The sequence below is a fragment of the Candidatus Leptofilum sp. genome, from assembly GCF_965223285.1.
Lineage (GTDB): Bacteria > Chloroflexota > Anaerolineae > Promineifilales > Promineifilaceae > Leptofilum.
In genome coordinates, this window is the sequence record NZ_OZ244997.1 from 4,122,955 (window position 1) to 4,147,437 (window position 24,483).

The 24,483-nt window shown below is 53.4% G+C and carries 18 protein-coding genes; 11 read left to right on the forward strand and 7 right to left on the reverse strand.

What is annotated here, in order from left to right; genetic code table 11:
* Positions 1-15 precede the first annotated feature (15 nt).
* The 5 genes from ACOQPU_RS18580 to ACOQPU_RS18600 all read right to left on the reverse strand — a co-directional run bounded on the left by ACOQPU_RS18580 (position 16) and on the right by ACOQPU_RS18600 (position 8,723).
* Positions 16-1,926, reverse strand: coding sequence for an ArnT family glycosyltransferase (locus ACOQPU_RS18580; RefSeq protein WP_420641326.1), 1,911 nt, complete (start codon positions 1,924-1,926; stop codon positions 16-18).
* Positions 1,923-2,609 (reverse strand): HD domain-containing protein, encoded by a 687-nt coding sequence (locus tag ACOQPU_RS18585; protein ID WP_420641327.1) that lies wholly within the window; start codon positions 2,607-2,609, stop codon positions 1,923-1,925. Before ACOQPU_RS18585 ends, ACOQPU_RS18580 begins: the two co-directional genes overlap by 4 nt.
* A gap of 52 nt (positions 2,610-2,661) precedes the next feature.
* On the reverse strand, positions 2,662-6,924 hold the full coding sequence (locus ACOQPU_RS18590; RefSeq protein ID WP_420641328.1) for an oligosaccharide flippase family protein: 4,263 nt from the start codon (positions 6,922-6,924) through the stop codon (positions 2,662-2,664).
* A 100-nt stretch (positions 6,925-7,024) separates the two neighbouring features.
* Positions 7,025-7,894 (reverse strand): response regulator transcription factor, encoded by an 870-nt coding sequence (locus ACOQPU_RS18595; protein ID WP_420641329.1) that lies wholly within the window; start codon positions 7,892-7,894, stop codon positions 7,025-7,027.
* A gap of 193 nt (positions 7,895-8,087) precedes the next feature.
* On the reverse strand, positions 8,088-8,723 hold the full coding sequence (locus tag ACOQPU_RS18600; RefSeq protein ID WP_420641330.1) for a V4R domain-containing protein: 636 nt from the start codon (positions 8,721-8,723) through the stop codon (positions 8,088-8,090).
* A gap of 296 nt (positions 8,724-9,019) precedes the next feature.
* Between ACOQPU_RS18600 and ACOQPU_RS18605 the strand changes: the two genes are divergently transcribed.
* The 7 genes from ACOQPU_RS18605 (at position 9,020) to pheA (ending at position 17,597) form a co-directional block, all read left to right on the forward strand.
* Positions 9,020-10,384 (forward strand): glycoside hydrolase family 1 protein, encoded by a 1,365-nt coding sequence (locus tag ACOQPU_RS18605; RefSeq protein WP_420641331.1) that lies wholly within the window; start codon positions 9,020-9,022, stop codon positions 10,382-10,384.
* A 2-nt stretch (positions 10,385-10,386) separates the two neighbouring features.
* Positions 10,387-11,514 (forward strand): hypothetical protein, encoded by a 1,128-nt coding sequence (locus ACOQPU_RS18610; protein ID WP_420641332.1) that lies wholly within the window; start codon positions 10,387-10,389, stop codon positions 11,512-11,514.
* Positions 11,515-11,695: 181 nt separating this feature from the next.
* Positions 11,696-12,838, forward strand: coding sequence for a BMP family ABC transporter substrate-binding protein (locus ACOQPU_RS18615; RefSeq protein WP_420641333.1), 1,143 nt, complete (start codon positions 11,696-11,698; stop codon positions 12,836-12,838).
* Between the two features lie 168 nt (positions 12,839-13,006).
* Positions 13,007-14,116, forward strand: coding sequence for an ABC transporter permease (locus ACOQPU_RS18620; RefSeq protein WP_420641334.1), 1,110 nt, complete (start codon positions 13,007-13,009; stop codon positions 14,114-14,116).
* Between the two features lie 10 nt (positions 14,117-14,126).
* Positions 14,127-15,146 carry an ABC transporter permease gene (locus tag ACOQPU_RS18625; RefSeq protein WP_420641335.1) on the forward strand — a complete coding sequence of 340 codons (1,020 nt, stop codon included), beginning with the start codon at positions 14,127-14,129 and terminating at the stop codon, positions 15,144-15,146.
* Positions 15,147-15,234: 88 nt separating this feature from the next.
* Positions 15,235-16,752: an ABC transporter ATP-binding protein gene (locus tag ACOQPU_RS18630; RefSeq protein WP_420641336.1), complete on the forward strand. Its 1,518-nt coding sequence runs from the start codon at positions 15,235-15,237 to the stop codon at positions 16,750-16,752.
* 5 nt (positions 16,753-16,757) lie between these two features.
* Entirely contained in the window at positions 16,758-17,597 is an 840-nt protein-coding gene (gene pheA / locus ACOQPU_RS18635) for a prephenate dehydratase (protein WP_420641337.1), read from the forward strand.
* Positions 17,598-17,785: 188 nt separating this feature from the next.
* Here the strand turns inward: pheA and ACOQPU_RS18640 are convergent, their stop codons facing one another.
* Together ACOQPU_RS18640 and ACOQPU_RS18645 are read right to left on the reverse strand one after the other, a co-directional pair.
* Positions 17,786-18,433 (reverse strand): response regulator transcription factor, encoded by a 648-nt coding sequence (locus tag ACOQPU_RS18640; protein WP_420641338.1) that lies wholly within the window; start codon positions 18,431-18,433, stop codon positions 17,786-17,788.
* Positions 18,430-19,638 (reverse strand): sensor histidine kinase, encoded by a 1,209-nt coding sequence (locus ACOQPU_RS18645; RefSeq protein ID WP_420641339.1) that lies wholly within the window; start codon positions 19,636-19,638, stop codon positions 18,430-18,432. Before ACOQPU_RS18645 ends, ACOQPU_RS18640 begins: the two co-directional genes overlap by 4 nt.
* Positions 19,639-19,810: 172 nt before the next feature.
* On the opposite strand from ACOQPU_RS18645, the gene ACOQPU_RS18650 reads away from it, so the two are divergent.
* The 4 genes from ACOQPU_RS18650 to ACOQPU_RS18665 all read left to right on the forward strand — a co-directional run bounded on the left by ACOQPU_RS18650 (position 19,811) and on the right by ACOQPU_RS18665 (position 24,468).
* The gene (locus tag ACOQPU_RS18650) at positions 19,811-21,334 is read left to right on the forward strand and encodes a nitrilase-related carbon-nitrogen hydrolase (RefSeq protein WP_420641340.1); all 1,524 of its coding nucleotides are present in this window, start codon (positions 19,811-19,813) and stop codon (positions 21,332-21,334) included.
* 49 nt (positions 21,335-21,383) lie between these two features.
* Positions 21,384-22,616: a serine hydrolase domain-containing protein gene (locus tag ACOQPU_RS18655; protein ID WP_420641341.1), complete on the forward strand. Its 1,233-nt coding sequence runs from the start codon at positions 21,384-21,386 to the stop codon at positions 22,614-22,616.
* 120 nt (positions 22,617-22,736) lie between these two features.
* Entirely contained in the window at positions 22,737-23,693 is a 957-nt protein-coding gene (locus tag ACOQPU_RS18660; protein ID WP_420641342.1) for an ABC transporter ATP-binding protein, read from the forward strand.
* The gene (locus ACOQPU_RS18665) at positions 23,680-24,468 is read left to right on the forward strand and encodes an ABC transporter permease (RefSeq protein WP_420641343.1); all 789 of its coding nucleotides are present in this window, start codon (positions 23,680-23,682) and stop codon (positions 24,466-24,468) included. The genes ACOQPU_RS18660 and ACOQPU_RS18665 overlap by 14 nt, the downstream gene beginning before the upstream one ends.
* The last annotated feature ends 15 nt before the right edge of the window (positions 24,469-24,483 follow it).

A 24,483-nucleotide genomic window follows, 5' to 3' on the forward strand; every position in this document is an offset into this window, starting at 1 on the left:
TACTCAATTACCCAATTACTCCACCTCCAACAGCACAAACGCCAACCCATCCACAGTTTGCAAGTTTTGGCAGGGGCCGGGGGTGCAGGTGGTGGAGTCGAACCAGCCGAGGCGGAGTCGGGTGGCTTCGCCAAGCGCGGGTGGGGTGAGGTGCTGCAAAATGAGGTCGCCTGGCTGCCAGTGGGGGAACCAGATGCCTTGCGGGTCGGGGGCGTCGAAGCGGTAGGTGTCGGCCAGTTGGCTGCCGTTGGCGTCTAGGCTGTGGATGAATTGTTGGCGGGGGGCGGTGGGTACGGCCGTAACGCGCCAAGTCAATAACAGCTCTCTATCATTTACCCATTCATATCCCAGCAATTTGATTTCCTCCCCAAACGCAACGTCCATCGGATTTGCTAATTCGATGGCTGGCTGTTTGGGCAAGGCGTAGCGAGTGAACCGACCGTCCTGCTCAACCTCCGATCCCCACAACTGTAACTGTGTCTCCCAAACTGGATCGAGCGGCAGGTCAGACGGCCGTATCACCACAGCAGGCCTCGCAGCGGGCAAAATGAGCGTGCCTTCTTGCGGATCGAAGTGGCTGAGAGGCAGGTCGTCGTTTTGGCGCAGCAGGGTCATCGTGGGGCTGTCCATCGTGCTGGGTGACCAGCCAGCAATGGCGGCGGTGGTGAGGTCGGAACGGCCGTCCAAATAATCTGCCATCTCTGTAAACGCCGCCTGCCACACAAACGGCACATCGCCGCCGTTGGGCCACGTCTGAAACTGTAAAACAGATGTTCGGGCAGCATAAAACAAAAAGATCGTCAAGAGCAATATTTTGGAACTTCTTGTGGATAAGTGGCGCAAAAGTGTGGATAACTGCCCCAAACTGTGCATAAGTAGGGCAGGCAGCACCGTGAGCACAGGTAAAATCAGGATGCTGCGGATGTAACTGGGGGCATTAATGGTGACGAGACTGGGGGAAACTGAAGTAGCCAACCAAATCAGCAAAAAGGCGTAGCGCGGCTGCCGCCAGCGCCATAGGCAGAGCAGCAGCCCCGCGTAAAACAAGATGGCCACAACCGGCTCAAATACCGGAGCCGACGGTACGCCCTCGCGCCACAGTGGGGTGCCCACAAAGCCAAACATGCCCAGCAGTTTGAGGCCGTTTTGCAAAACGGGTTGCCAATCACCAGAGCGTAACGCCTGCAATGGCGCATCTACCTCGCTAATGCGAAACTCTGCGCTGGGATTGGTTTGCAGATAGATGACCAGCGGTGCGGCCACGGCGGCAAACATCACTCCAAACAGTACAACCCCTTGCCACCTCTGCTTAACCTCCCGCCAATGAAAAATTGCCAGATACGTCAGCCACAGCGCGTAGAAAATCGGCACGGCGCGGGCGGCCATGTAGGTGTGGAGGCTGAGGCCAGCGAAAAGGCCCGCCAGGGCAAACGATTTTGCAGCCCTGGCATCGGCTTGCCACGCCTGCCACCAAAAATAAGCCGATAGCCCTGCTACCAAAGGCAATAAAATCGCGCGGAGGGCGAGACGGCCGTAAAACACCGGCCAAAACAGCACCGCCAGCAATCCAGCAGCCATGAGAGCTACGTTTTTGCCAAACAGTTTGCGAGTTAGGGCAAAGGTGACAGCAATGCCCAGCAATCCACAAAATGCCGCAGGCAGGCGCAGTGCCAAAATATTGTCGCCAATCAAGCCAACGAAAGCGGTTTGCAGATAATGGAAGCCGGCCTCGTGCCCGTAGGCGCGGGTGAAGTAGATGGCGTGCTCTCCCGCCAAAATCGAGCGGTCGATGAGCCAGTTGGCTACTTCGTCGTGAGTGACGCCCGGCGGGGAAATGTTGTTCAGCCCAAACAGCCGCAACGCAGCTCCGGCCAGCAGCAAGAAAGTCATCACCCAGGTAGGCTGGCGGATTTTGGCACGATTCATTGGGCAGAACTCGCAGAGATTTCTTGAGCGAATTGGGTTACAAATTGACGCATGGTGTCGCGCAACGGCCGTCCCCACACACGTGCCGATTCCGTGCACAAATTTTCATGACAGCTCATCTGGAAGTTGATCTGATCCATGATCGTCGGTCCAATGCCAATGCTCGCCTGGAAACGCTCAGTGAAATCGGCTGCGGTCAGGCCCCATGTTTCCCCGCAGGGATGTTCAGGATGGTACACGAGTAGATTGGCTTTGGACGTGAAAGCGCGCATAATGCCCACATTGCCCAGCAAATCGAGAATGTCTGCGTCACGCAAAATGTGGATAAGGGGGGTGTTGCCATCTAAACGGCCGTGATACACAATCGCCTCACAAATTTCGGCAATTTCATTGAGGGTAAATAGCCCGTTTTCCTGCAAAAACTTACCTGCCAGCTCGGCCCCGATTGTCGGATGATCGCCTCGTTTTTGCACGATTGGCAGGCCAATGTCGTGCAGCAAAGCTGCTGCCGCAACGAAATCCTGATGCGGATAGCCCTCTGCTTTTGCCAGCCGCACAGCGTTGACGGTGACGCGCCGAACGTGCGGCATTTCGTGGGCAATGCGAAACGCCTCGACCACAAACGAGCCTGTCATCATCTTCTCGGCATATGCTTCAATTTTCTGCATTCGCTGAATAGCCATATTTCTCAGGGACGCGGACGAGAGCAGACAAGCGCGGAAAAATCAGCGTTCATCAGCGTTCATCAGCGTCCAATTTAATTAAACGCAGGCGGCGGGCGAGGGTGTTGGGTAGGATGTTGCCCAGCACTTTCTTTTCTTCTGGGCCGATGATGCCCAGCAGGAGCAGTCCAGCCGGATAAATAACCGCACCGATGAGCAGCCCAACTATTAGATGCACCTGCCCACCTAGCCACATGCCGCCAAACATGATTGCCGTGAGGAGGAACGGCCGTCCCCACAACGCCCCCCACTTAATCCCCGTCATCTTCCGCCGCAAATAATAATCAAACAGCACTAGCAGCACCAACTCAGACAAAATGGTGGTAACGCCCGCCGCCACGTAGCTAAAGCGCGGAATAAAAATGAAGTTAGCAATGAGATTGAACAAAACCGCCACTGTGAAAGCGCGTGGCTGCTTACTCTCTAGCCCCAGGCTGATGAGTACATAATTGGTCACGCTGTTAAGCCAGCCTAGCGGAATGGACCAGATGACAATTTGCAGCGCAATCGCTCCAGCGGGCAAAAACTGTTCCCCGGCTACGATTTGCACCAGCGGCACTGCCAAATAATGCGTCACAGCCGCAACGGGCAGGGCCAGCAGCAGCATCAGCTTGAGCGACATGGCGTACATTTGCCGTGCGGCATCTATAGATTCGCCAATGCGCCGCGAGATGATGGGGAAAAGCGCCAGGGTGAAAAACGAGGGCACAATTTGCAGGGCGTTGAACCATTTGTAGGCACTGCTGTACCAACCTGCTACCTCCTGCCCGTTATCCAGCAGCACCCGAAGCAGATAGCTGTCAATGGAGATGAACACCGTTTGCAGCAGGTGGATGAGCATGAGCGGGAACCCGGCGCGGAGCATGTGTCGCTGCAAGCCCCAATCGAGCCGCCAGGGGCCGCGCAAAGTGTAGCGGCGCAGGGCAATCGCCAGCAGCAGGCTGAGGGTGATGACGTTGGTGAGAATGGAAACGGCCGCAAGCCCCACAAAACCATACCCTAGCAGCAAAACCGTCACGCCAAAGCCCACCTTGAGGATCGTCGTAACGGTGGTCATTGCGTTGGGAACCTCGGCTTCTTCGTGGACGTAAAACAGGCCCGTCACGCCTTTGGACATGCCGGAAAAGACCATGCCAATCATGATGAGTGCCGTCGCTAAAATTTCTAGCTGGGTGAGCGCGTTGGCTTGGTCAAAAAGGTTGGTGGTGGCAATGATGGCGACGACGGGCAGGGCGGCAACCGCACCTGCACCCAGGCGCAAAACGGTGGTATTGAGCAGGTAGTTGGGTGCTTTGTTGCGGTCGCTGGCCACGTCGCGGATGAGCAGGATGTCCAGGCCAAAGTTGGCGATGATATCAAAAATTCCGGCGGTGACGATGGCGGTTTGGAAGCTGCCGGAGCCTGCCGGGCCAAGCAGCCGCAGGTAAAAGGCGGCAAAGCCAAAATCAATCAGTTTGTTGAACAGATTCAAGGCAATCGGAGCCAGGCTGTTTTTGGCGAGACTGCGCGTGACGCTTTGCTCACCCTCTTGCCGATAAAACCGCTGCCAGCCCCAAACGACTGCGCCAAAAAGCAAAATAATCCCGGCCATGAAGCTGCCCAGCGCACCGAGTTGGAAGCTCGTCGGGCTGTAGCGGAAGCGCACCTGCCAATATTCAATATCTAACCATTCTGGATATTTCTCAATAAGTTGATCTAACCGTTCTTGCTCTTCTTCATTAGCTCTCCACGGCGTTAAGCTAACGCCTCGGAAATTACCGTTAACGCGAATTACCATTTTCTCAGCTTCAGTTTCGGCAACAGCTCTCTTAACTTCTTCTGGTGCGTCTGGAGGAACGAATAAAGATTCGTAAGCTCGCCACTCAGGAAAATAACTGTCGTTCAGAATGAGCCAGCTTGATTCAGTAAGGGTGGTAACCTTTGCTTGCACAATAACTTCACGATTCGAGTAGTAAGTGATTTGTGCTTCCACATTATTACTGGCAGTAGGTGAGCTAAATTCAGAAATGCCTCGTTCTGTACACACATTGCAATCATCAATGTGCATCACAACATTTTGACGAGGATCGTACTGGGTTGTCATGGCAGACAGCGGGTTATCCGTTGTCACTGCGGCAGAAAGGGGCAAGGTGTAGGCACGGGGGGCAACGGCCATATTCTCATAAATCCGTACCCCTTCACCCTGCCACACTTCGGTGAACTTGGGCAGCGCAATCGTCTCGCTGGTGATAACGTACTTTACCCCCAGCACGTCCAACAGCGGCGAGTTAAGCGATTCCCAGTTAACGATGGGTTGGACGCGATTGGCCAGAAGTTCGTTTTGCGGTTCGATGGCTGCCATGTAGTCAGTGTACTGCTTGGGAATAATCGAATCGTAACCGCGCACATCGGGCAGATTGAACAGCCAGCCGGAGTTGGCATGGAACGGCCTGGTCCCCTTGGGATCAAAGCTGGTCAGCCGCCAGTGGCCAGGCTGGGCTTCCAGCCATTGCACCATATCTGGCTTGAAGTCGAGCAACGCCGGGTCGTTGCTGGCGTGAAAGCCACGGTTGGCAAGGAAAACGTCGGTGATGATGAGAATGGTGGCGGCGAGAATCCAGTACGGCCGTTTCCCCCCCTTTTTACTCAACCAAAACACCACCGCCACGCCCAGCAGCAGTAGGCTCAGCGTCAGCAATTGCCAAAACGCATAGCTGTAAAATGCCGTCGCATCGGCAAAGGCGGACGGTGCGCCAGCCAGTCCCAGAAACAGGCACTCGATTGTGGATTGGATACGGCCGTATGCCAGCCACGACACAACCAATCCCACCAGCAGCAAAATTCCACCAACCACAGCAATAAAAGAGATTAGAGATTGGAGATTAGAGATTATTGTCTTTTTCGCTCTCCAATCTCCAATCCCCAATCTCCAATTCTCCAAGCTATCCACCCCAAACCCTGCTAACACCGCCACCGCCAGCGACAGCGGAAAGACCCAGCGGAACGGCGTGTGTAATTGGTTTACAAAGGGCAGACCATAATACAAAATGGCGTACAGTGGCGTGCCAAAAATAAACGCCACCGAGAAAAAACTCAGTGTGGCAAAAAAGCCCGCATGTGCCTTCCGCTTCCGCCAGCTGCCAATCACCCCAATCACGGCCAAAAAGAGCGGCAAGATGCCCAGGTAAATCGCCCCTTCAACGTAATTTTTGATGCCCCATTCGGTGTTGGTTTTGGCGTCGCCGTAATAATTTTGGCTCAACGCCACTTCTTCGCCGCTGAAGACATCGGTGTAGCTGTGGTGGGTAGGATTGCCAAAGAAGTTGGGGAGTGCCAACGTCAGCACCCGGCGCGGCTTGAAAGCAAAATCAACCACTTCATCATAGCTGGTGGCGGCTTCACGAAAGTTGACCTGTCCCAGCTCGTAAAGCGGTACCAACTGCACCGCGCCCAGCAGGAGTCCGAGGAAGATCATGGCAATGATGTAAAAGGACGGCCGTATCATTGTGCGTATTGCGTGTTGCGTATTGCGTATAAGCTGGCTTGCTAATCGCCAGGCGGCGTAGGTGGCTATGACGAGGAGGGTGTAAATGGTAAATTCGATGTGCCCGGCCAGGATTTGACAACCCAATGCCACTGCTCCCAAACCAATCCATAAGGGTAGATTGGAGACTGGAGATTGGAGATTGGAGATAAAAGAACCCTCCAATCTCCAATCTCCAATTGCCTTTTCTACGCAGCCCAGCAACAACGGCAGCCACACCACCGCGCCGCTAATCATGGGGAAAACGGCCGCACTAATCACCAAAAATGCCCCACCCTGGAAGACCAAGCCAGCAATGAAAGCACTAGAGCAGCGCAGGTTGAGGATACGGCCGTAAACATACATCAACGCTCCAGCCAGCCAGATTTGGCTTACCGTGTACCAGCCATATGCCTTTGCCAGCGGCAAAATGAGGAACAGCAGGCTAAACGGATAGTACGCGCCGTGCTGACCTGCTGCTAAAAATGGCACCCCGGCAAACAAATTTGGATTCCACAGCGGAATGTCCCGAGCAAAAATCGTGTCACGCACAAACTGCTTCCAGGCATAATTTTGGATGATGAGGTCACTAATTAGCGGGTTTTGTGGCTGGGCCAGGCCAAACTCACTGGCGTAGGCAGACCAGGGTGCCCACTGGTATAGGTTATCCACTGGCAGCATCGTTTGGCCGCCCAGCGTTACGTTGCCAAACAGCAGCAGGGGCAGTAGCAAAAAGCCTAGCAAAAACAGCAAATCTGTGCGGAATCGTTTCATAACTAAAAAGAAGTTCAACTTCCTAAAGAAGTTGAACTTCTAGCAATAATTATTGTGGATTGTATCAAAATGTGAGGGGGATAAAAAACGGCCGTACCACTTACAGCCGATGTTTTGCCAACGTTTGGAATAACTCTTCGATGCTGCCGCCCTGGAATTGATCGGAAGAAACGGCCGCTACATATACGGTCATCCGCTCAGATTCAGGAAGCTCATGCAGCCGCTGCCGCTCCAATGCCGGATAAAAATATTGAATGGACGGATGCAGCCGCACCATGCACCGTTCGGCTAATTTCTGGTGATTCTTGGATGTGGTTAAAATGACAAAGTCACCAGAATCGGTGTGGCCCACAAAATTGTTGCCATTGCCGCTTTCCTGCACTGCGTTGGCAATCATCAGTGTCACTGCCCGTGAAACGTCGTCGGCCGCCACGAAGCCAAACTTATCGCGGAACTTGTTCAGCCCACGAATACCGGCCAACACCACGCCCCAACTCGGCTGGTTGAGCATTTGGGTAAGCTGTTCTCGCACCAAGGTGCCTTCCGGTAGCCCGGTAACCGGGTTGAGCAGCGTACTCATTTGCGACCGACGTAACGCATTGCGCACCCGCAGCCGCAGCTCCTGAATATCGAATGGCTTGGTGATGTAATCAACCGCGCCCAGCTCTAGCCCAGCCAGTTTGTCTTCACGCTCACGCTTTTCGGTAAGGAAGATGACCGGGACGTTTTGCGTTTTGCGGGCCTTGCGCAACTGGCGGCACACTTCGTAGCCGTCAATATCTGGCAGACGAATGTCTAGCACCACCACATCTGGCACCTCTTTAGAGATTCCGGTTACGGCATCCTGGCCGCGAGCAGCAACCTCTACGCTGTACCCTTGTACCCGAAAATAGGCGCGAAGCATTTCGGCTAAATCGTTGTCATCTTCCACAATGAAGATGCGTTTACTCTTTTTGTCTACTTCATTCATAATGACACTACAATTTGAACGTATTTTGGCAGGTTCACGGCACGCTGGGAAACGGCCGTATCCCTCCCACATTAGCTGGCTATTGTGTGGAGAACAAAAAGGTTTTTTGCAATAAATTGCTCTATTTTGAGCTTTTTGTTCTCCTTAAAGTAATTTTCATTTGGCAGTTGAGTGTTCAAGATTCTTTTGAAAATTACTTAATAGGTTCTTTGTCAATCTTAAAAATACATGCTTCGGCCCCCGTCGCGTGGCAAGCAATCTCATCAACCCGAAACTCTAAGCCCCCGCTTACCCAACGCAGGGTTTCTTGCAAAATGCCCACCGCAATGTAGCAAATGGCGCGATCAGACTGTTGTCCCCAGCACATTGAGCAGCGGTCAATGGTGTACAGAAAATGGTCATCCATCTCTTCTACGTGGCTGGTTTGGTCGCTAAATTGGGTAAAAATGCGAGCAACGGCGGGAATGCCAATTTTTAGCTTTGTTTTGAGCGGCAGTACCTTAAAAGCCAAATCGCTCACGCCCGCTAGGGCCCCAAATTGACGCAATCCCCGTGAAAAGATGGCACGTCCGCTGCGTAGTGCCAGACCACGACCCCCGCGCGGGCCATAAATTTCTTCTAAACCGCGATTGATGTTGCTGATGTTGGCAAAGTCGAAGTCGCGTTCCAGATTATCGGGAGGCGTATTTTGGATATATTGCCGCAGCTCGATGAGGTTCAGCAGGGCGTTTAAGCCGTTGCGACCCATAACTTCTTCAAGCGATGTTAACATAATGCGTCCCATTTTGTTGGGGTAGTAGAAGTTACTCTCTGGGACCAGGTCTTTCACAAAAGCCTCCGAAGCGCCTCATGTTTGAAAATTTATGAGTGCTGCACGTTTCGCTAGTATATCAAGCCGCTAATTATTGCACAAAGATTATGGGCCGTGCTGCGGATGAAATAGGAGTATTGTCCGCAAGCGCATTACAATCTTGCTTGCTATCAGCAGATTTGGCACGGGGTATAGCTCATGTGATAATGTTTGTGGCTGGTGGCTGGTGGCTGGTGGCTGGTGGCTGGTGGCTGGTGGCTGGTGGCTGGTGAACGAATCACCAACAAACTAACAACTATAACTTGGAGTACCAAATGGCAAAGGCGCAACTGCTGTTTCCGCCAGATTTTTTGTGGGGCACGGCAACGGCCGCTTTTCAGGTAGAAGGCAATAATATAAACAGTGATTGGTGGGCCTGGGAGCAGACAGACGGCCGTATCCTACACAATCACAAATCCGGGTTGGCCAGCAACTGGTGGGCCAACGCCGAGCAAGATTTGGACATCGCTGCTGAGATGGGCACGAACGCCCACCGCCTCTCGCTGGAGTGGAGCCGCATCGAGCCAGAACCAAGCGTTTTCGACGATGCTGCCATTGCTCGTTACCGCGAAATTTTGCAAGCTATGCACGATCGGGGCATGGAGCCAATGGTGACCCTGCACCATTTTAGCAATCCGCTGTGGCTGGTGGAGAAGGGGGATTTTAGCAGCCGGGTTATTGTGGATTATTTCCAGCGGTATGCAGCCAAGGTGGTAGACAAGCTGGGCGATCTTATTCCCAAATGGATTACCATTAACGAGCCGATGGTGTATCTGTTTATGCGCTATCTGGCAGGTGCGTTCCCGGTCGGCAGGCAGCGCGGCTGGGCTGGTGCGCTGGGAGCGATTCCTAACCTGTTACGATGCCATGCGGCTGCTTACCACACCATTAAAGAAAAGCTGCCGCAAGCGCAGGTGGGTCTAGCCAAAAATATGGCCGTTTTGCAGGCGCGACCCGGCAGTTCAGTGTTGAGTCGCTGGTGGGCGGGGTGGTTGAGCTGGCTGTTTAACAATATGTGGCTGGATTCGGTGATGAACGGCCGTCTCTACTTCCCAATTGGCCGTCGCAAAATACCCGACCTGGCAGGTAGCTATGATTTTCTGGGCCTGAACTACTATACTCGCTTTTATGTTAACTTTCCGCCTTTTGGCGGGCTGCTTTCGCAGGAGTGGGAGCCGGGGGCCGTGGTGAGCGACGGCAACTACGGCGAGCTTTACCCAAACGGGCTGTTCCAGATGATTGAGGCGTTGCTGCCGTACAAAAAGCCAATCTACATTACGGAAAATGGGGTGCCGGATAAGGATGATAAGTTACGGCCGTCTTTCATCATGACCCATTTGCGCGAGGTGTGGCGCGCCATTAGCTTCAACTACCCGGTGATGGGCTACTATCATTGGAGTTTGGTGGACAACTTTGAGTGGGATCGCGGCTGGACGCAGCGGTTTGGTCTGATTGGGTTAGATGTGGCAACGCAGGAGAGGACGTGGCGGGAAAGCGGCCGTTTGTATGCAGACATTTGCCACAGCCGCAGCCTCACCAGCCGCCAGGCCGAAAAATATGCCCCCGACTTGCTGCAAACGGTTTTTAGGGGGGAATCTCCCTCAACATCAACATCTAATCTCCAATCTCCAATCTCCTGATTATGTTCCCCACACCCATGCGCCAGCCAAACGGCCGTTCCCGCTACGCTTTTGTCACCTTTTTGATGCTCAACGACAGCTATCTGCCTGGGGTGCTGCTGCTGGCCCACGGACTGCGCCGCCAAAAGACGGAAGCCGACCTCATTTGCATGGTTACTGAGGAAATTAGCCGCCCGGCGCGGCAGGCGTTGGCTCATTTGTATGATGAGGTGATTGATGTTGAGAAGATTTTTGTACCCCATAAGCGCGTGCAGAAACGGCCGTACCTCCCCTACGTCTTCACCCGTCTGCACGCCCTGCGCCTGGGGGCCGATGGCGATTTAGGCCACAATTACGACAAGATTGCCTTGCTGGACGCCGACCTGCTGCCCCTGCACCACTACGACCACCTGTTCACCCTACCCACGCCAGCCGGAACCATCAACGAGCGCAAAACGCACGTCATGGCATGGGGCGACGATGGCAACTTCATCATTCCCGACAGCGTGGCTCAGGACGGTACCTGGAACTGGCACCAAATTTATGCCAACTGCCCGCACGGCCAACCCATTCCCGCCAAAATTACCAGGCGCGTCGCCGATGATCCAACCAACATGGGTGTGATTAGCTCGCTGCTGGTGCTGGAGCCATCCTTGGCCGAGTTCAACGCCATCATGGAAGATATTCAATCGCCAGATATGCGGTCGCTCGTTGGCGACGCTTTTGACTGGCCAGAGATGCAGTACCTGACGCTGCGCTACGCTGGCCGCTGGACCAACGTCGATTTGCGCTTCCATAGCCTGAACGGCTACCCGAATCTGGATGTACTGTACGGCATTCATTACACTGGCTTCAAGCCGTGGCAGTTCCGCCGAGCGGGGTCGATGGACAGGTACGGCCGTCGTGCCGACTTCCGGCTCTGGTTTAAGCTGTACCGGGAGATGTTGCAAGCCCAGCCCCTGCTGCAAAGCAATCGCAAGCTGCGTACTTTGCTGCAAAAGATCAACGAATTTCTGGGCATTACTGCACCGCCACCCCAAGCCAAATTGAACCGGAAACGGCCGTCTATTCGCAAACCACCCAAGAAAACAGGTCCACATCGCAAAACAGGAAAAAAATCACGAAAAAGTAGGAGGAACAGCTCGGCCTGACTGTTGCTGCTTTAATCGCTTCCTAATATAATCGACCCACTTTTACTGGACGTGAGTTCGTTCACCAATTACTTTTAGTTAGGAAACGAACCACAAGGTTTGACCGTTTACTGAAACTCAAATATTGAAAACGGGCAAACCCCATGCACAAGTTTCTTTTTATGAAAGGAAGGAGAACAAAATGCAAAAATCGAAGTTTTGGTTGTTAAGCTTGTTGCTTATTTTGGCACTGGCATTGGTTGCCTGTGGTGGCAGCGGTGATGAGCCTGCTGCGGACGAAGTCGAAGATACAGCCGCAGAAGACACCAGCAGCGAAGCTGAAGATGAAGAAATGGAAGATGAAGAGATGGAAGATGAGGAAATGGAAGACGAAGCTGAAGCGGACTGCTTTAGCAATGAACTCTTCTGCGTTGGTTTGGTTACAGACGTTGGCGAAATCGACGACAAATCCTTCAACCAATCTGCCTGGGAAGGCGTGCAGCAAGCAGAATCTGAGTTAGGTGCTCAGGTTAACTACATTGAAACCAGTGATGCCAAAGATTACGGTGCCAACATCGCCCTGTTCGCCGAAGATGGCTATGATGTCATCGTAACCGTTGGGTTTGCACTTGGTGAAGCTACGCTTGAAGCAGCTGCTACTTATCCAGACGTAAACTTCATTGGTGTAGACCAGTTCCAGGTTGACGCGGTAGACAACGTCGCTGGCCTCATCTTCACCGAAGATAAAGCTGGCTTCCTGGCCGGCGCATTGGCTGGGTTGCTGACCGAAACCAACACCATCGCCGCTGTGTTGGGTACAGACCTTGTTCCTCCCGTTGTTGCCTTCAAAGAAGGATACGAGAACGGGGCTGAGTACGTGAACGCAGACGTGAACATCATTTCCACCTACCATCCTGGTGGTCTGGACGTTGCCTTTACTGATCCCGAATGGGGTGCCAGCACGGCCGCTCAGGCTATTGGTCAGGGCGCAGACGTTATCTTTGGTGCCGGTGGTAAAACGGGTAACGGTGCTCTCATCGAAATCGCCAGCAACGATGGCCTCTTCTGCATCGGTGTAGACACCGACCAGTGGGAAACTGTTCCTGAAGCACACAGCTGTCTCGTTTCCAGCGCGATGAAGCTCATTACCCCCGGTGTCTTTGACCTCGTCTCTGCTGCTAATGATGGTAGCTTCCCGTCGGGTAACTTTGTAGGTGATGTTGGTTTGGCTCCGTTCCACGACTTCGACAGCGTTGTTTCTGACGAAATCAAGACCCAGCTAGACGAAATCAACACGGCTCTACAAGATGGTTCCCTTGAGACTGGTTACGTTCCTGGTGGATAATTGTTACCGGCTCATATGATTTAGCTTTTTAGAAATGTGCGGCGTGCCCCCTGGGTGCGTCGCACATTTTGTTATGGAGAGATGGCAAACTGGAGGCTGGCAATTATCCGTTTCCAACTTCTACTTTCTACCCCCTACTTTCTAAACTTCACAGTTTGAGTTGTCCTTATGACAAAAGATAATGATAACAGTAAACAAACAAATCAACTGATTTCCTGGCTGGTTCGGCTTTGGCGTGGGGTGAGTGTGCCGCTAACGGCCGTTCTCCTGGCTGGTATTATCGGTTCTATTATCCTCTGGTTGTCAGATGCCAATCCGTGGGAGGCGTACACCGCCCTGTATCGTGGCGCTTTTGGTAACGCCAACGCCATTGGCCGCACCCTAGAAAAAGCCACGCCGCTTATTTTAGGCGGTTTGGCTGTGGCTTTTGCTTTTAAGGCTGGGTTGTTCAACATTGGTGGCCAAGGTCAGTTGCTGTTAGGAGCGATTATTGCTGGTGCTGTTGGTTTTAGCCTAACTGGGTTGCCTTTTATCATTCACATGCCTCTTGCCTTGCTCATTGGTGGCCTGATGGGAGGGCTTTTTGCCGCCATTGCCGGGGCACTGCGTGCCTACACGGGTGCCCATGAAGTTATCACCACCATCATGCTCAACTTCGTCGCCATCAACATCACTGACTATTTGGCCGATGGCCCCTGGAAGGATACGGGAATTGTCGCCCGCACTCCGGCTATCCAGGAGTCGGCCGCAATTCCGATATGGGGAACTTTGCCCGCCGGTTTCTTCATCGCAGCCGTAATGGCTTACCTCACCTGGTATTTGCTGTTTCGCACCACGCTGGGCTACGAAATTCGCACCGTCGGGCTGAATCCCAATGCAGCTCATTATGCAGGCATTAAGGTGGCGCGTACCATTGTTTTGACAATGGCGATTAGCGGTTTTTTGGCTGGGATGGGTGGCGCGATTGAAACATTGGGCGTGGTCGGCCGTTTTCAACCAGGTTTTAACACGGGGCTTGGTTTTGATGGCATCACCATCGCCTTGCTAGCCCGCACCAATCCGCTGGGCGTTATTCCTGCCGCGTTGCTAGTAGGTGCCATGCAAGCAGGCTCTAGCCAAATGCAGTTCGACGCCGATGTGCAGTCCCAAATTATTGATGTGATTCAGGCACTGATTTTGTTTTTCGTTTCGGCAGAAATGATTGTGCGCTGGATTATCCGTACCCGCGCAGATGAGGGTGGCGGCGTGACCATTAGCAGCGGCTGGGGCAGCAGCTAGAGGAGGTTTCATGGATTCCACAGTGACTCAAAGCAAAAATAAAAGCTCCCTCTTGACCATGCGAAATATTGGCAGCGTCTTGGCAGTGGGTGTGGTTATGGCCATTGTTTACGGCTACATCACCGACCCGAATGTGACAACGGCCGTTCTTGCCTCCAGTTTGCGCCAATCGACCCCGCTGGTGCTGGGTGCGCTCTGCGGCCTCATCGGTGAGCGTTCTGGCATCGTCAATATTGGTATTGAAGGGCAAATGCTCATGGCCGCCTTCATTGGCTTCCTGGCCAACGTTTACACTGGCAATTTGTTGATCGCCGTGCTGGCGGGCGTTGGTGCCGGTGCTTTGATGGGTGCATTTTTGGGACTCATGTCTATCGGCTTAAAGATGGATCAAATCATTGGCGGTACAGTCATCAATATTCTGGCGTTGGGCTTAACCAGCTTCTTTTACCAGGCGGGCCTTACCACGCAGGGTAAATTGCAGCCGCTCAACTTTGGTGCGTTGGCCGAAATTCCGCTGATCGGCCCAATTTTGTTTAATAATCCGCCAATCACCTATGCCACCCTCATTTTGGTGGTGGTGGTGCATTTTGTGCTGTTCCATACTCGCTGGGGGCTGCGCACCCGCGTTATTGGTGAGCATCCGAGTGCGGCAGATACGGTCGGAATCAATGTGAAAATGATGCGTTATGTCAATATTACCGTTGCTGGGGCAATTGCTGGCTTGGCGGGTGCTTACCTCACGCTGGAAGCCGTTGGCTCCTTTGAGCGTGCCATGACAAACGGCCGTGGCTTCGTGGCGTTGGCAGTGATGTTATTTGGTAAACGAACCCCGCTCGGTGCCTGGGGTGCGGCACTGCTCTTTGGCTTTGCCACCGCATTGCAAACCCAACTTCAGTTTGGTGGTCAAATAGACATCCCCCACCAATTCATCGGGATGTTGCCCTATGTGTTAACCATTTTGGTGCTGGCAGGCTTTGTTGGCCGCAGCCGTGACCCCAAAGCGTTGGGGCAAGTGTACGAAACCGAGTAAAACAAACCGCAGAGAGCGCAAAGCACGCAGAGCAAATCTAAAAAACCTCGCGTCCTCTGCGCTGAAACAAAATTAGCGAGACAGTGACATGACAGATCAGGTAGTGTTGCAAGCAAAAGGACTTACCAAACGGTTTCCCGGCGTGCTGGCCAACGACAAGGTCGATTTAACGCTAGAGCGGGGCAAGATTTTGGCTTTGCTGGGCGAAAATGGGGCTGGTAAAAGTACCCTGATGAACATGCTGTACGGCCTCTACCACCCGGACGAAGGCGAAATCTGGATTAAGGGCGAAAAGGTGGAGCTAAAGAATCCGCGCGATGCCATCGATCGCGGGGTGGGCATGGTTCACCAGCATTTTCAGCTTGTGCCGGTGATGACGGTTACTGAGAATGTGATGCTGGGGTCTGAAGTAACGCGAAGCGGCCGTCTCGACATGCGCGCCGCCGAAAAACGGGTCCTGGAACTGTCCCAGCAATATGGCCTTAAGGTGGATCCTGGCGCAACGGTGGAAGATTTGCCCGTCGGCACCCAACAGCGGGTTGAAATTATTAAGGCGTTATACCGTCAGGCCGATATTTTAATTTTGGATGAGCCAACGGCCGTACTAACCCCTCAAGAAGCCACTGAACTGTTCCGCATTATGCGGGAGCTGACTGAACGCGGTGTGTCTATCATCTTCATTACGCACAAGCTCAAAGAAGTGCTGGCTGTGGCCGACAATATTGCCGTGCTGCGCGGCGGGCGCATGGTAGGCACGGCCGATCCCAAAACAGCTACCCAAGCTACTCTGGCTGAGTTGATGGTGGGGCGCAAAGTGATTTTGAAGGTGGAAAAGGATGCTCCGCAGCCCAAAGAGATCGTGTTGCGTATACAAAATCTGCATGTGTTGGATGATCGCAAGCAAACGGCCGTTGAAGGGGTTGATCTGGAAGTGCGCGCCGGTGAAATTGTGGGCATCGCCGGGGTACAAGGGAACGGCCAGCGTGAATTGGTAGAAGCCCTCACCGGACTTCGTCCAGTGGAAAAGGGCAGCGTAACCATTGAAGGCCACGATTGTACCCACGTTACCCCGCGCCAAGTGACAGAGCTGGGCGTGGCGCATATCCCGGAGGATCGTGAAAAGCATGGATTGGTGATGCAATACAGCGTTGCCGATAACATGGTGCTGAACAACTATTATCAAACGCCATACGCCAGCGGCCCCGTCATGCACCAGGAAGCCATCGACCGGCATGGGACGGAGCTAGTTGAGGAATTTGACGTGCGTACCCCCAGCATTCATACGGTCGCACGCACCCTCTCTGGCGGGAACAAGCAGAAAGTAATTGTGGCTAGGGAATTTTCTCGCCCCACCAAGCTGCTGATCGCCGCCCAGCCCACACGTGGCATTGATGTTGGCTCGATTGAGTTCATTCACAATCAGATTGTGGCGCAGCGAGATCGCGGCGTGGCGGTGCTGGTGGTCTCGGCCGAACTGGATGAGGTACTTGGTTTGGCCGATCGCGTAGCTGTGATGTTCGACGGCCGTATTGTGAAAACCTTGCCCATTGCCGAAGCCACTCGTGAACGAGTTGGTCTGCTCATGGCAGGTTCGGAAGACGCATAAATCATATGACCGACACACACCCAATTATTGCCTTCCAGGGCGAACCCGGTGCTTACTCTGAACAGGCTGTCCATGAACATTTTGGCAGCCAAACGTCCACCCTGCCTTGCCGAACCTTCTCTGAGATGTTTGCCGCCGTGCATAATGGCCGTGCTACCCAGGCCATGCTGCCCGTCGAAAACTCCCTGGCCGGCATGGTGATCCCCGCCTACGACATGCTTGTCGACCACGATCTGCGGGTACAGGCTGAGGTGATTGTGCGAGTCGAGCATTGCCTGATGGCCCCATCTGGCACGCTGATCAACGAGATCACGCACGTCATGTCCCATCATCAAGCCTTGGCCCAGTGTGAAAATAACATCAAACGCCAGGGCCTCGTCCCTGTAGACCATTATGATACGGCCGGGGCTGCCCGTGAGCTAGCCAACAACCCTAAGCCTGGACTAGCCGCCATCGCTAGTGCTCTGGCTGCGGAAACGTACAATTTGGAAATCTTATCCCATAACTTTGAGGATATGGATTTTAACTTCACCCGCTTTTTTGTATTGGGCAAGTTAGACCCACCTCGGCAGGAGCCATGCAAAACCTCCATCATCTTTACCACGCGCCACGTGCCCGGTGCCCTGCACATCGTGCTGGGCGAACTGGCTAGCCGCGGCATCAACCTCACTAAAATAGAGTCTCGCCCTCGGCGTAATCGCCCCTGGCATTACCGTTTCTTTGTTGATTTTGAGGGGCATGAAGATGACGAGGCTGTGCAGGAAGCGATGTTGGGCATCCTCAAGCAATCATCGTTTTTGCAGGTGCTTGGCTCTTACCCCCTGGCTAAAATGCCAACAATTTAGAATCTATCCGAAAAAGCCACAGAGGAAAAAGAGAAATCTGAGAAACAAACCTTCATCTCAAAAATCTCTGTGTACTCTGTGGCCAATATTCGGAAAACGGCCGTTTGCACAAATCTAAAAGAAATCTTGTTTCCCCTTCGTCATCTGTCTGCCTTAGTCTCATTGAACACCGACAGCACGTAAAATCGTTAGAGCAGCCCTTGTTGGGCGGCAATGGCAATGGCCGCTGCGCGCGAATCGACACCTAACTTATTGTAGACGCTGGTAAGGTGGGCTTTGACGGTGCGTTCGGTGATGCCCAACTGCAAGGCGATCCCTTTGTTGGTTTCGCCTTCAGCGACGGCGCGCAGGGTTTGCAATTCCCGTTCGGTGAGAGGACTTTCTTTGGGGATAGACGGCCGTTTCCCACCAGCCTGCGTATGAACCAACAAACGACCCATCACGTCGGCATTTAACAACGACTCCCCTTTGGCGGCCGCCTGAATGGTGTCTAACAGCGTGTCGCGGGGAGTGTCCTTCAGTAAAAAGCCCTTTGCCCCAGCCTGTAAGCCACGGAGCATTAAATCATCCTCGTTATAGGTTGTGAGAATAACCACAGCAACCTCTGGATAGTCGCGCTGCAAATGTTGGATCGCTGTCAAGCCATCCATGCCCGGCATGCGCAAATCCATTAGAACGACATCAGGCTGCTTCTCAGCTACCAGTTGCAAAGCGACAGTACCATCCGCCGCTTCACCAACCACCTCAATGTTTTCGGCCGTTTCCAAAATAAGCGTTAGACCTTCACGAACAATGGAATGATCGTCTGTGATTAAAACACGAATTGAGTCGCTCATGTGGCCTCCAATGGCAACGTGATAACAAGGTTTGTACCTTTATCTAGCTCGCTGGTGATCTCGAAGGTGCCGTTTACCAATCGCGCCCGTTCTCGCATACCTAGTAAGCCGTAATGGCCATTGGTAGCGGCCGTTTCCGCATCAAACCCCACCCCATCGTCACGCACCCTGATGGTCAACAGGGTGGGGGATTGGGTTACGTCCAGCCACACATTGTTAGCCTGGGCGTGTCGGGTGATGTTGGTTAGGCTTTCGCTGATAATGCGTTCGGCGTGGTCGGCTGTGGTGGGTGAGACGGCCGTTTCGTCATCCAAATTCAGGTTCAAATGGCAAGGAATCCCTGTTGCCTGGGCAAATCGGTTGACGTGATACTCGATGCTATTCGTCAGGGAACGATTTTCAAGGCGCAAATCGTCAATGGCGGCGCGGGCATCGGTGAGTGTGCTGCGGGCGCGTTTCATGCTTTGCTGGATGATCTCCTGGGCGCGAGGGGTACGGCCGTTTTCCAAATGATTATTGGCTGCTTCTAAGCGCAAAACCAGGCCAGCTACCCCTTGCGCTAGCGTATCATGCAGTTCCCGCGCCATACGCTGCCGTTCGGTGGCCAATGTCAGGCTTTCCACCTGAGCCGCATAATCTGCCAGTTGGTGATGGGCCGTTTCAAGCTCTGTCAGCAACGTTTGGCTTTGTTTTCGCGCTTCCGACTGACGCCGATACAGCACCATAAAAATGATGAGCAAGGACAAAGTAGAAATTGTGGGTGACAACCACTCTGCTAAAACAGGTTGTCCACCAACTGCATACAAGCTGCCAAAAGCCCCGAGCGTGTAGCTAACAACCGCAACCGCTGCCAGCCGTGTTAGGCCAAATATACCTAATGTTTCGGCAATTAATGCCGCAAAAAATGTTAGTGCCAGCTCTGGACGCTGGGACACCATCACCAGCGCAAAGGCTAGCACACCTTGCCCAATTAGATAAGCCAATCCCCACCGCGTACGCTCGACGACAAAAGCACTCATCCAATGCAGCCCCAAATGCAGAGCCAATAAGAGGCCATACAGTGGCAGACGGCTAACGGGTATGGGCGTGGGCGGTTGAAACAACGTCAGTGCAGACGTTATGAGGATGAGAACGGTGAGAATGATGTAGAACGGCCGTGCCTCGGCCAGCTCCTCGCCTTGGAAGATGTAGTGGAATGTTTTCATGACGCAATCATTATAGCCTGATTTGGCTTCTGGGTAATTGACCACCTGTACATTGTCCAACCGTACAGGGTAGGGTGCAGGAAGGGACGATGTAACGGCCGTTGCCAGCCTCTAAACTAAAGCGTGTAAGACAGAAGAATTGAACAGTGCATTTTATAAGAAGGAGAGAATCATGAAGCAAAAACTGTTTTCAACCACCACCTTGTTGCTGCTCGTTTTTGGCCTGCTCAACCTGTTCGTTTCCGGCCGTTGGACATTGGCAGTGGCAGCGTGGATAGCCCCCGTATTCGCGCTGCGCTATCTTTACGTCCATCCCCAACGGCGCAAGTTTTTCTTTTACTTCCTTGTTTTCTGGATCACATTGTCCATCCCCTGGTACGGGGCTACCCCGTTTTTCGGCCCCGCCCATTTCATTTTTATGATCATCACGGCCCTGATTGGTTCCGTTCCGCTTTTTGCTGACCGTTGGTTGGCACCTAAGCTGCGGCGGAACGGCCGTTTGCCCTTCCTAGCCACGCTGATTTACCCGGCCGCTGGCACCGCATTGGAACTGTTCACCAGCAGCGGCAGCCCGCTCGGCAACTTTGGTGCCACCGGCTATTCGCAATATGGGATTCCAGTGTTGACCCAAATAACGGCCGTTACCGGCATGTTGGGCCTCACCTTTCTCGTTTCCTGGTTTCCCGCCATTGTCAACTGGGCCTGGGAAAACAACTTCGTATGGCAGCGGGTGCGGGCTGGCGTCGTCGCCTTTGGCGTCACCCTGCTGGTTTTGGTCGGCTACGGTACCATTCGGCTGGCCACCGCCCCAGCAATTGATGTGCAGGAGAGCGTGACCGTCGCTTCCTTTACATTGGTTGAGAACCATGTGGGCGAACTGAACAGCTTGCTTGCGGAAGAAGGCCTAACCGCGTTTCAGGCAGAGACCCAGCCGGTACACGCCCAATACCTGGCGAAGACCGAAGAAGCAATTGCTGCCGGGGCAAAAATGATTCTCTGGCCCGAACTGGCCATCATCGGCGTGGAGGAAGATGTGCAGGCCGTCTTGACGCAGGGGCAAGCAATGGCGCAAGAGGCAGACGTTTATCTGGCGATGCCGGTGATGATCCATTTTCCCAACAGCGATCGCCTGGTGGAAAACAAGCTGTTTGTAGCCGGGCCAGACGGCCGTTTTGTTATCGAACATACCAAATACGGCGGCAACTTGGTCGAGGGAACACTGGCGGGTAGCGGTGAGATTCAAGCGGTCGAGACGGCGTATGGCACACTGGCGGGCATCATCTGCTGGGACACCAACTTCCCCAACACCGTGCGTCAAGTAGGGCAGCAGCAGGCTGACATCCTGCTCTCGCCCTCCAAAGAGTGGGACGCTATCAATCCGATGCACGCCGAAATGGCCGTTTTCCGGGCCATCGAAAACGGTACGGCCTTGATTCGGCAGACGGATGAGGGACTATCGATTGTGGTGGATGGCTACGGCCGTACCCTCGCCCGCGGTGAAGGATTGGCCGCCGACGGGAATGACTTGTTGGTGGAGGTTCCCACCAGCAGCCCGACCACGATTTACCCGGTTATCGGCGATGTTGTGGGTATTGCCGCCGCAGTTGGCTTGGTTGTTCTCGCCATCTACGCCCTGTTCATTGCCCGACGCCGACAGCAGCAGGACGTGCCAGAAACGGCCGTTGCTATTCCCTGAGTAGGCGCGGCGCGCAATTGACAGTATCATCCTCCAATGTGGAAGACCAATGAAAAACGAGCCGTTGACTAAAATGAGCAGGGTAAAGAAGGGTGTTACCTGGCTACTGGCGATTGTGGTTGGGTTGATTGGCCTGGTTTTGGTGTATGCGTTCACCTTTTATCCTGCTGAGTACACGCTGCGTGTCCTGCGTTGGCGGGATGCGGATGTGTATGATTACCAGAAGTTCCCAGAACGGCCGTTTCCACCCAGTGATGCTCCTTTCCATTTTACTCAAGCCCCTGCTGAAGCGATGGTGCAGACCCTTTTTGAGATGGATACGGCCGTCGACGATCTTGATACATTCCTAGCCGAAACCGGCACCCAAGCCTTCATCGTCATCCAAAATGACGCCATTCTGTACGAAAAATATTTCAATGGCGCGGCGCAAGACAGCATTGTCACCTCATTCTCGGTAGCAAAGTCGTTCACCTCTGCCTTGGTGGGCATTGCGATTGAAGAAGGTCACATTCAATCTGTTAGCGATCCCATCACCGATTACCTACCGGAGCTGCTGGAAAGCGATCCAGCTTTTCAGGACATCACTATCCGCGACCTTTTGCTGATGTCATCGGGTATCCGCTATCAAGAATTTCCCTTCGTCAGCGGCGATGATGCCAAAACTTACTACTATCCCGATTTGCGCGACCTAGCACTGTATCAAACGGAAGTTGTGGGCACACCAGGGGAAATATTTCTTTACAACAACTATCATCCGCTGCTGTTAGGTCTCATTTTGGAGCGAGCCACGGGGCAGCCTGTGGCAGAGTATCTGGCAGAAAAGATATGGCAGCCCATGGGCGCAGCTTACGCCGGGTCATGGAGTTTGGATGAACAAGGTTTTGAAAAGATGGAAAGCGGCATAAACGGCCGGGCCATTGACTTTGCCAAGTTTGGACGCCTCTTTTTACATGAAGGGAGTGTAAATGGGGAACAAATTATCCCCGCCCATTGGGTAAGAGAAGCGACCCTGGCCGACACGTCACTGCCAGACAGCTACTATCCTGATTGGTTTCATGAGGCTTTACCGAACGGTTTTTACAAATATATGTGGTGGGGCAGGCAGCATGGGGGCCAGCCGGATGATTTTGCGGCACTGGGCAATCATGGCCAATTTATCTATGTCTCACCTCACAAAAACCTGATCATCGTACGGCATGGTGAACGGTACGGTGTGGAATCGTTTAAATGGATGCAGCTTTTTTACGATTTCGCCACCCAGCTTGAGCCAATCGTCGAGTAGCTTAACCGACTGTTCGTACACTGTCCAATTGTACAAGCCCAAGGAGCCAAACGGCCGTTATCCCCACTCTCTCCTTCCTCTAAACTAAAACCATAGTCAATGAGCTGGAAGGAGAAACAGATGGACACAGTCATACACACAAACGGATTAAGTAAATCATTTGGCGATGTAGACGCGCTCAAGCCGCTCGATTTAGCCGTCGCCAAACACGCCATTTTTGGCTTTTTGGGACCAAACGGCGCAGGCAAAACTACCTTGATGAAGCTGCTGTTGGGATTGATTCAGCCCAGCAGCGGCAGTGCCACCATTTTTGGCGAAGACATCGTGAAGGGCAGTGTAGAGATTCGCAGCCGAGTCGGTTATTTGCCGCAAGAGCCGCGCTTCTACGAATTCATGACAGCCCGCCAAACATTAGATTTTACAGCCAGATTTTTCTTTCGCGGCCCACAACAGGCCATCGATCAGCGGGTGGATGAGATGCTCGAACTGGTCGGCTTGTCTGACAAAGCTGACCGACCCATCAAAGGCTTTTCCGGGGGTGAACGACAGCGATTGGGCATTGCCCAGGCGCAGGTTAACTATCCTGATTTGCTCATTTTAGACGAACCAGCGGCAGCCCTCGACCCGTTGGGGCGGCGTGATGTGTTGGCCATCATGGCACGGCTGCGTGAGCATACGACTATCTTTTACTCCACCCATATTTTGGATGATGTGCAGCAGGTAAGCGACACCGTTGCCATTTTGAATCAGGGCAAGCTGGCCGCACATGGCAGCATCAATACGTTGCTAAACGGCAGCGACAAGATCGTGTTCACGATGGATGTGCAGGGGAATGTGGCCAGAGCAAAGGCTATTGCCCAAGCCCAAGCGTGGGTAACGGATGTGAAAACGGTGGCCACTGACACGGGTACCCAAATGCTTGTCACCGTGACGGATGAAACGGTCGCTCAAAGCCAGCTCTTGCGTCTGCTGATGACCGATGAGCAGTTGGTGGTGAGTAACTACGGCCGTAAAACGGCCGAACTAGAAGATGTTTTTGTAGGCATCGTGGAGGGTAATAAAAATGACAACAAATAGTACATTCCAACTGGTCAACGAACGGGGATGGCGACGCGGTTTGCGCAATCTGCTGCGCGCCGAAATGGGCAACTGGTGGCAGACAAGCTCCTGGTGGGTGCAGGCATTGATTTGGGTAGGCGTGGTCAATTTGGGCATTGCCTCCGTGATTTGGGGATCAGCCAATCAGGCCCCAGAAGGGTTGGCACTGTATGCTTTGTTTTCTTGCCTCTTCCCCACCATTGCTATCATCATCATTTTGCAAGATGCCGTAATTGGCGAGAAGGAGTCGGGAACGGCCGCTTGGGTATTGTCCAAGCCCGTTTCTCGCACGGCATTTGTGGTGGCCAAGCTGATTGCCCACAGCGCCGGCGTACTGGTGACGATGACGCTGCTGCCAGGAGCGGTTGCCTACTTGCAAATGTCGCTGGCTGGCGACGCGTGGCTGAACCCGCTTAACTTTGCAGCGGGCATGGGGATCATCTGGCTGTACCAACTGTTCTTTTTGACGCTGACGCTGATGCTCGGCGTTCTGTTTGACCAACGCGCGGCAGTAATTGGCATTCCACTGGCATTAGCATTCGGTACGCAGTTGTTGATTAGTGCGGTGCCTGCCTTGCAATTTGTGCTGCCCTGGCGGCTGGCTGTGGGCGTAGAAAATGAAATGCCGTCGGTGATTGAATCGGTGATTTTGGGCAGTGCGCCCTCCTCCTGGCTGCCGGTTGCAGCCGTAGCGGGATTTGTGGTTGTGTTTACGGCCGTTGCCATCCACCGATTCCGCCAGCAGGAATTTTAAGAAAGATTTACTTTC

Bases quoted from the DNA above. Each gene is read 5' to 3' on its own strand.
- ACOQPU_RS18580 (WP_420641326.1), bottom strand. From the start codon at position 1,926: ATGAATCGTGCCAAAATCCGCCAGCCTACCTGGGTGATGACTTTCTTG.
- ACOQPU_RS18585 (WP_420641327.1), bottom strand. From the start codon at position 2,609: ATGGCTATTCAGCGAATGCAGAAAATTGAAGCATATGCCGAGAAGATG.
- ACOQPU_RS18590 (WP_420641328.1), bottom strand. From the start codon at position 6,924: ATGAAACGATTCCGCACAGATTTGCTGTTTTTGCTAGGCTTTTTGCTA.
- ACOQPU_RS18595 (WP_420641329.1), bottom strand. From the start codon at position 7,894: ATGAATGAAGTAGACAAAAAGAGTAAACGCATCTTCATTGTGGAAGAT.
- ACOQPU_RS18605 (WP_420641331.1), top strand. From the start codon at position 9,020: ATGGCAAAGGCGCAACTGCTGTTTCCGCCAGATTTTTTGTGGGGCACG.
- ACOQPU_RS18610 (WP_420641332.1), top strand. From the start codon at position 10,387: ATGTTCCCCACACCCATGCGCCAGCCAAACGGCCGTTCCCGCTACGCT.
- ACOQPU_RS18615 (WP_420641333.1), top strand. From the start codon at position 11,696: ATGCAAAAATCGAAGTTTTGGTTGTTAAGCTTGTTGCTTATTTTGGCA.
- ACOQPU_RS18620 (WP_420641334.1), top strand. From the start codon at position 13,007: ATGACAAAAGATAATGATAACAGTAAACAAACAAATCAACTGATTTCC.
- ACOQPU_RS18625 (WP_420641335.1), top strand. From the start codon at position 14,127: ATGGATTCCACAGTGACTCAAAGCAAAAATAAAAGCTCCCTCTTGACC.
- ACOQPU_RS18630 (WP_420641336.1), top strand. From the start codon at position 15,235: ATGACAGATCAGGTAGTGTTGCAAGCAAAAGGACTTACCAAACGGTTT.
- pheA (WP_420641337.1), top strand. From the start codon at position 16,758: ATGACCGACACACACCCAATTATTGCCTTCCAGGGCGAACCCGGTGCT.
- ACOQPU_RS18640 (WP_420641338.1), bottom strand. From the start codon at position 18,433: ATGAGCGACTCAATTCGTGTTTTAATCACAGACGATCATTCCATTGTT.
- ACOQPU_RS18645 (WP_420641339.1), bottom strand. From the start codon at position 19,638: ATGAAAACATTCCACTACATCTTCCAAGGCGAGGAGCTGGCCGAGGCA.
- ACOQPU_RS18650 (WP_420641340.1), top strand. From the start codon at position 19,811: ATGAAGCAAAAACTGTTTTCAACCACCACCTTGTTGCTGCTCGTTTTT.
- ACOQPU_RS18655 (WP_420641341.1), top strand. From the start codon at position 21,384: ATGAAAAACGAGCCGTTGACTAAAATGAGCAGGGTAAAGAAGGGTGTT.
- ACOQPU_RS18660 (WP_420641342.1), top strand. From the start codon at position 22,737: ATGGACACAGTCATACACACAAACGGATTAAGTAAATCATTTGGCGAT.
- ACOQPU_RS18665 (WP_420641343.1), top strand. From the start codon at position 23,680: ATGACAACAAATAGTACATTCCAACTGGTCAACGAACGGGGATGGCGA.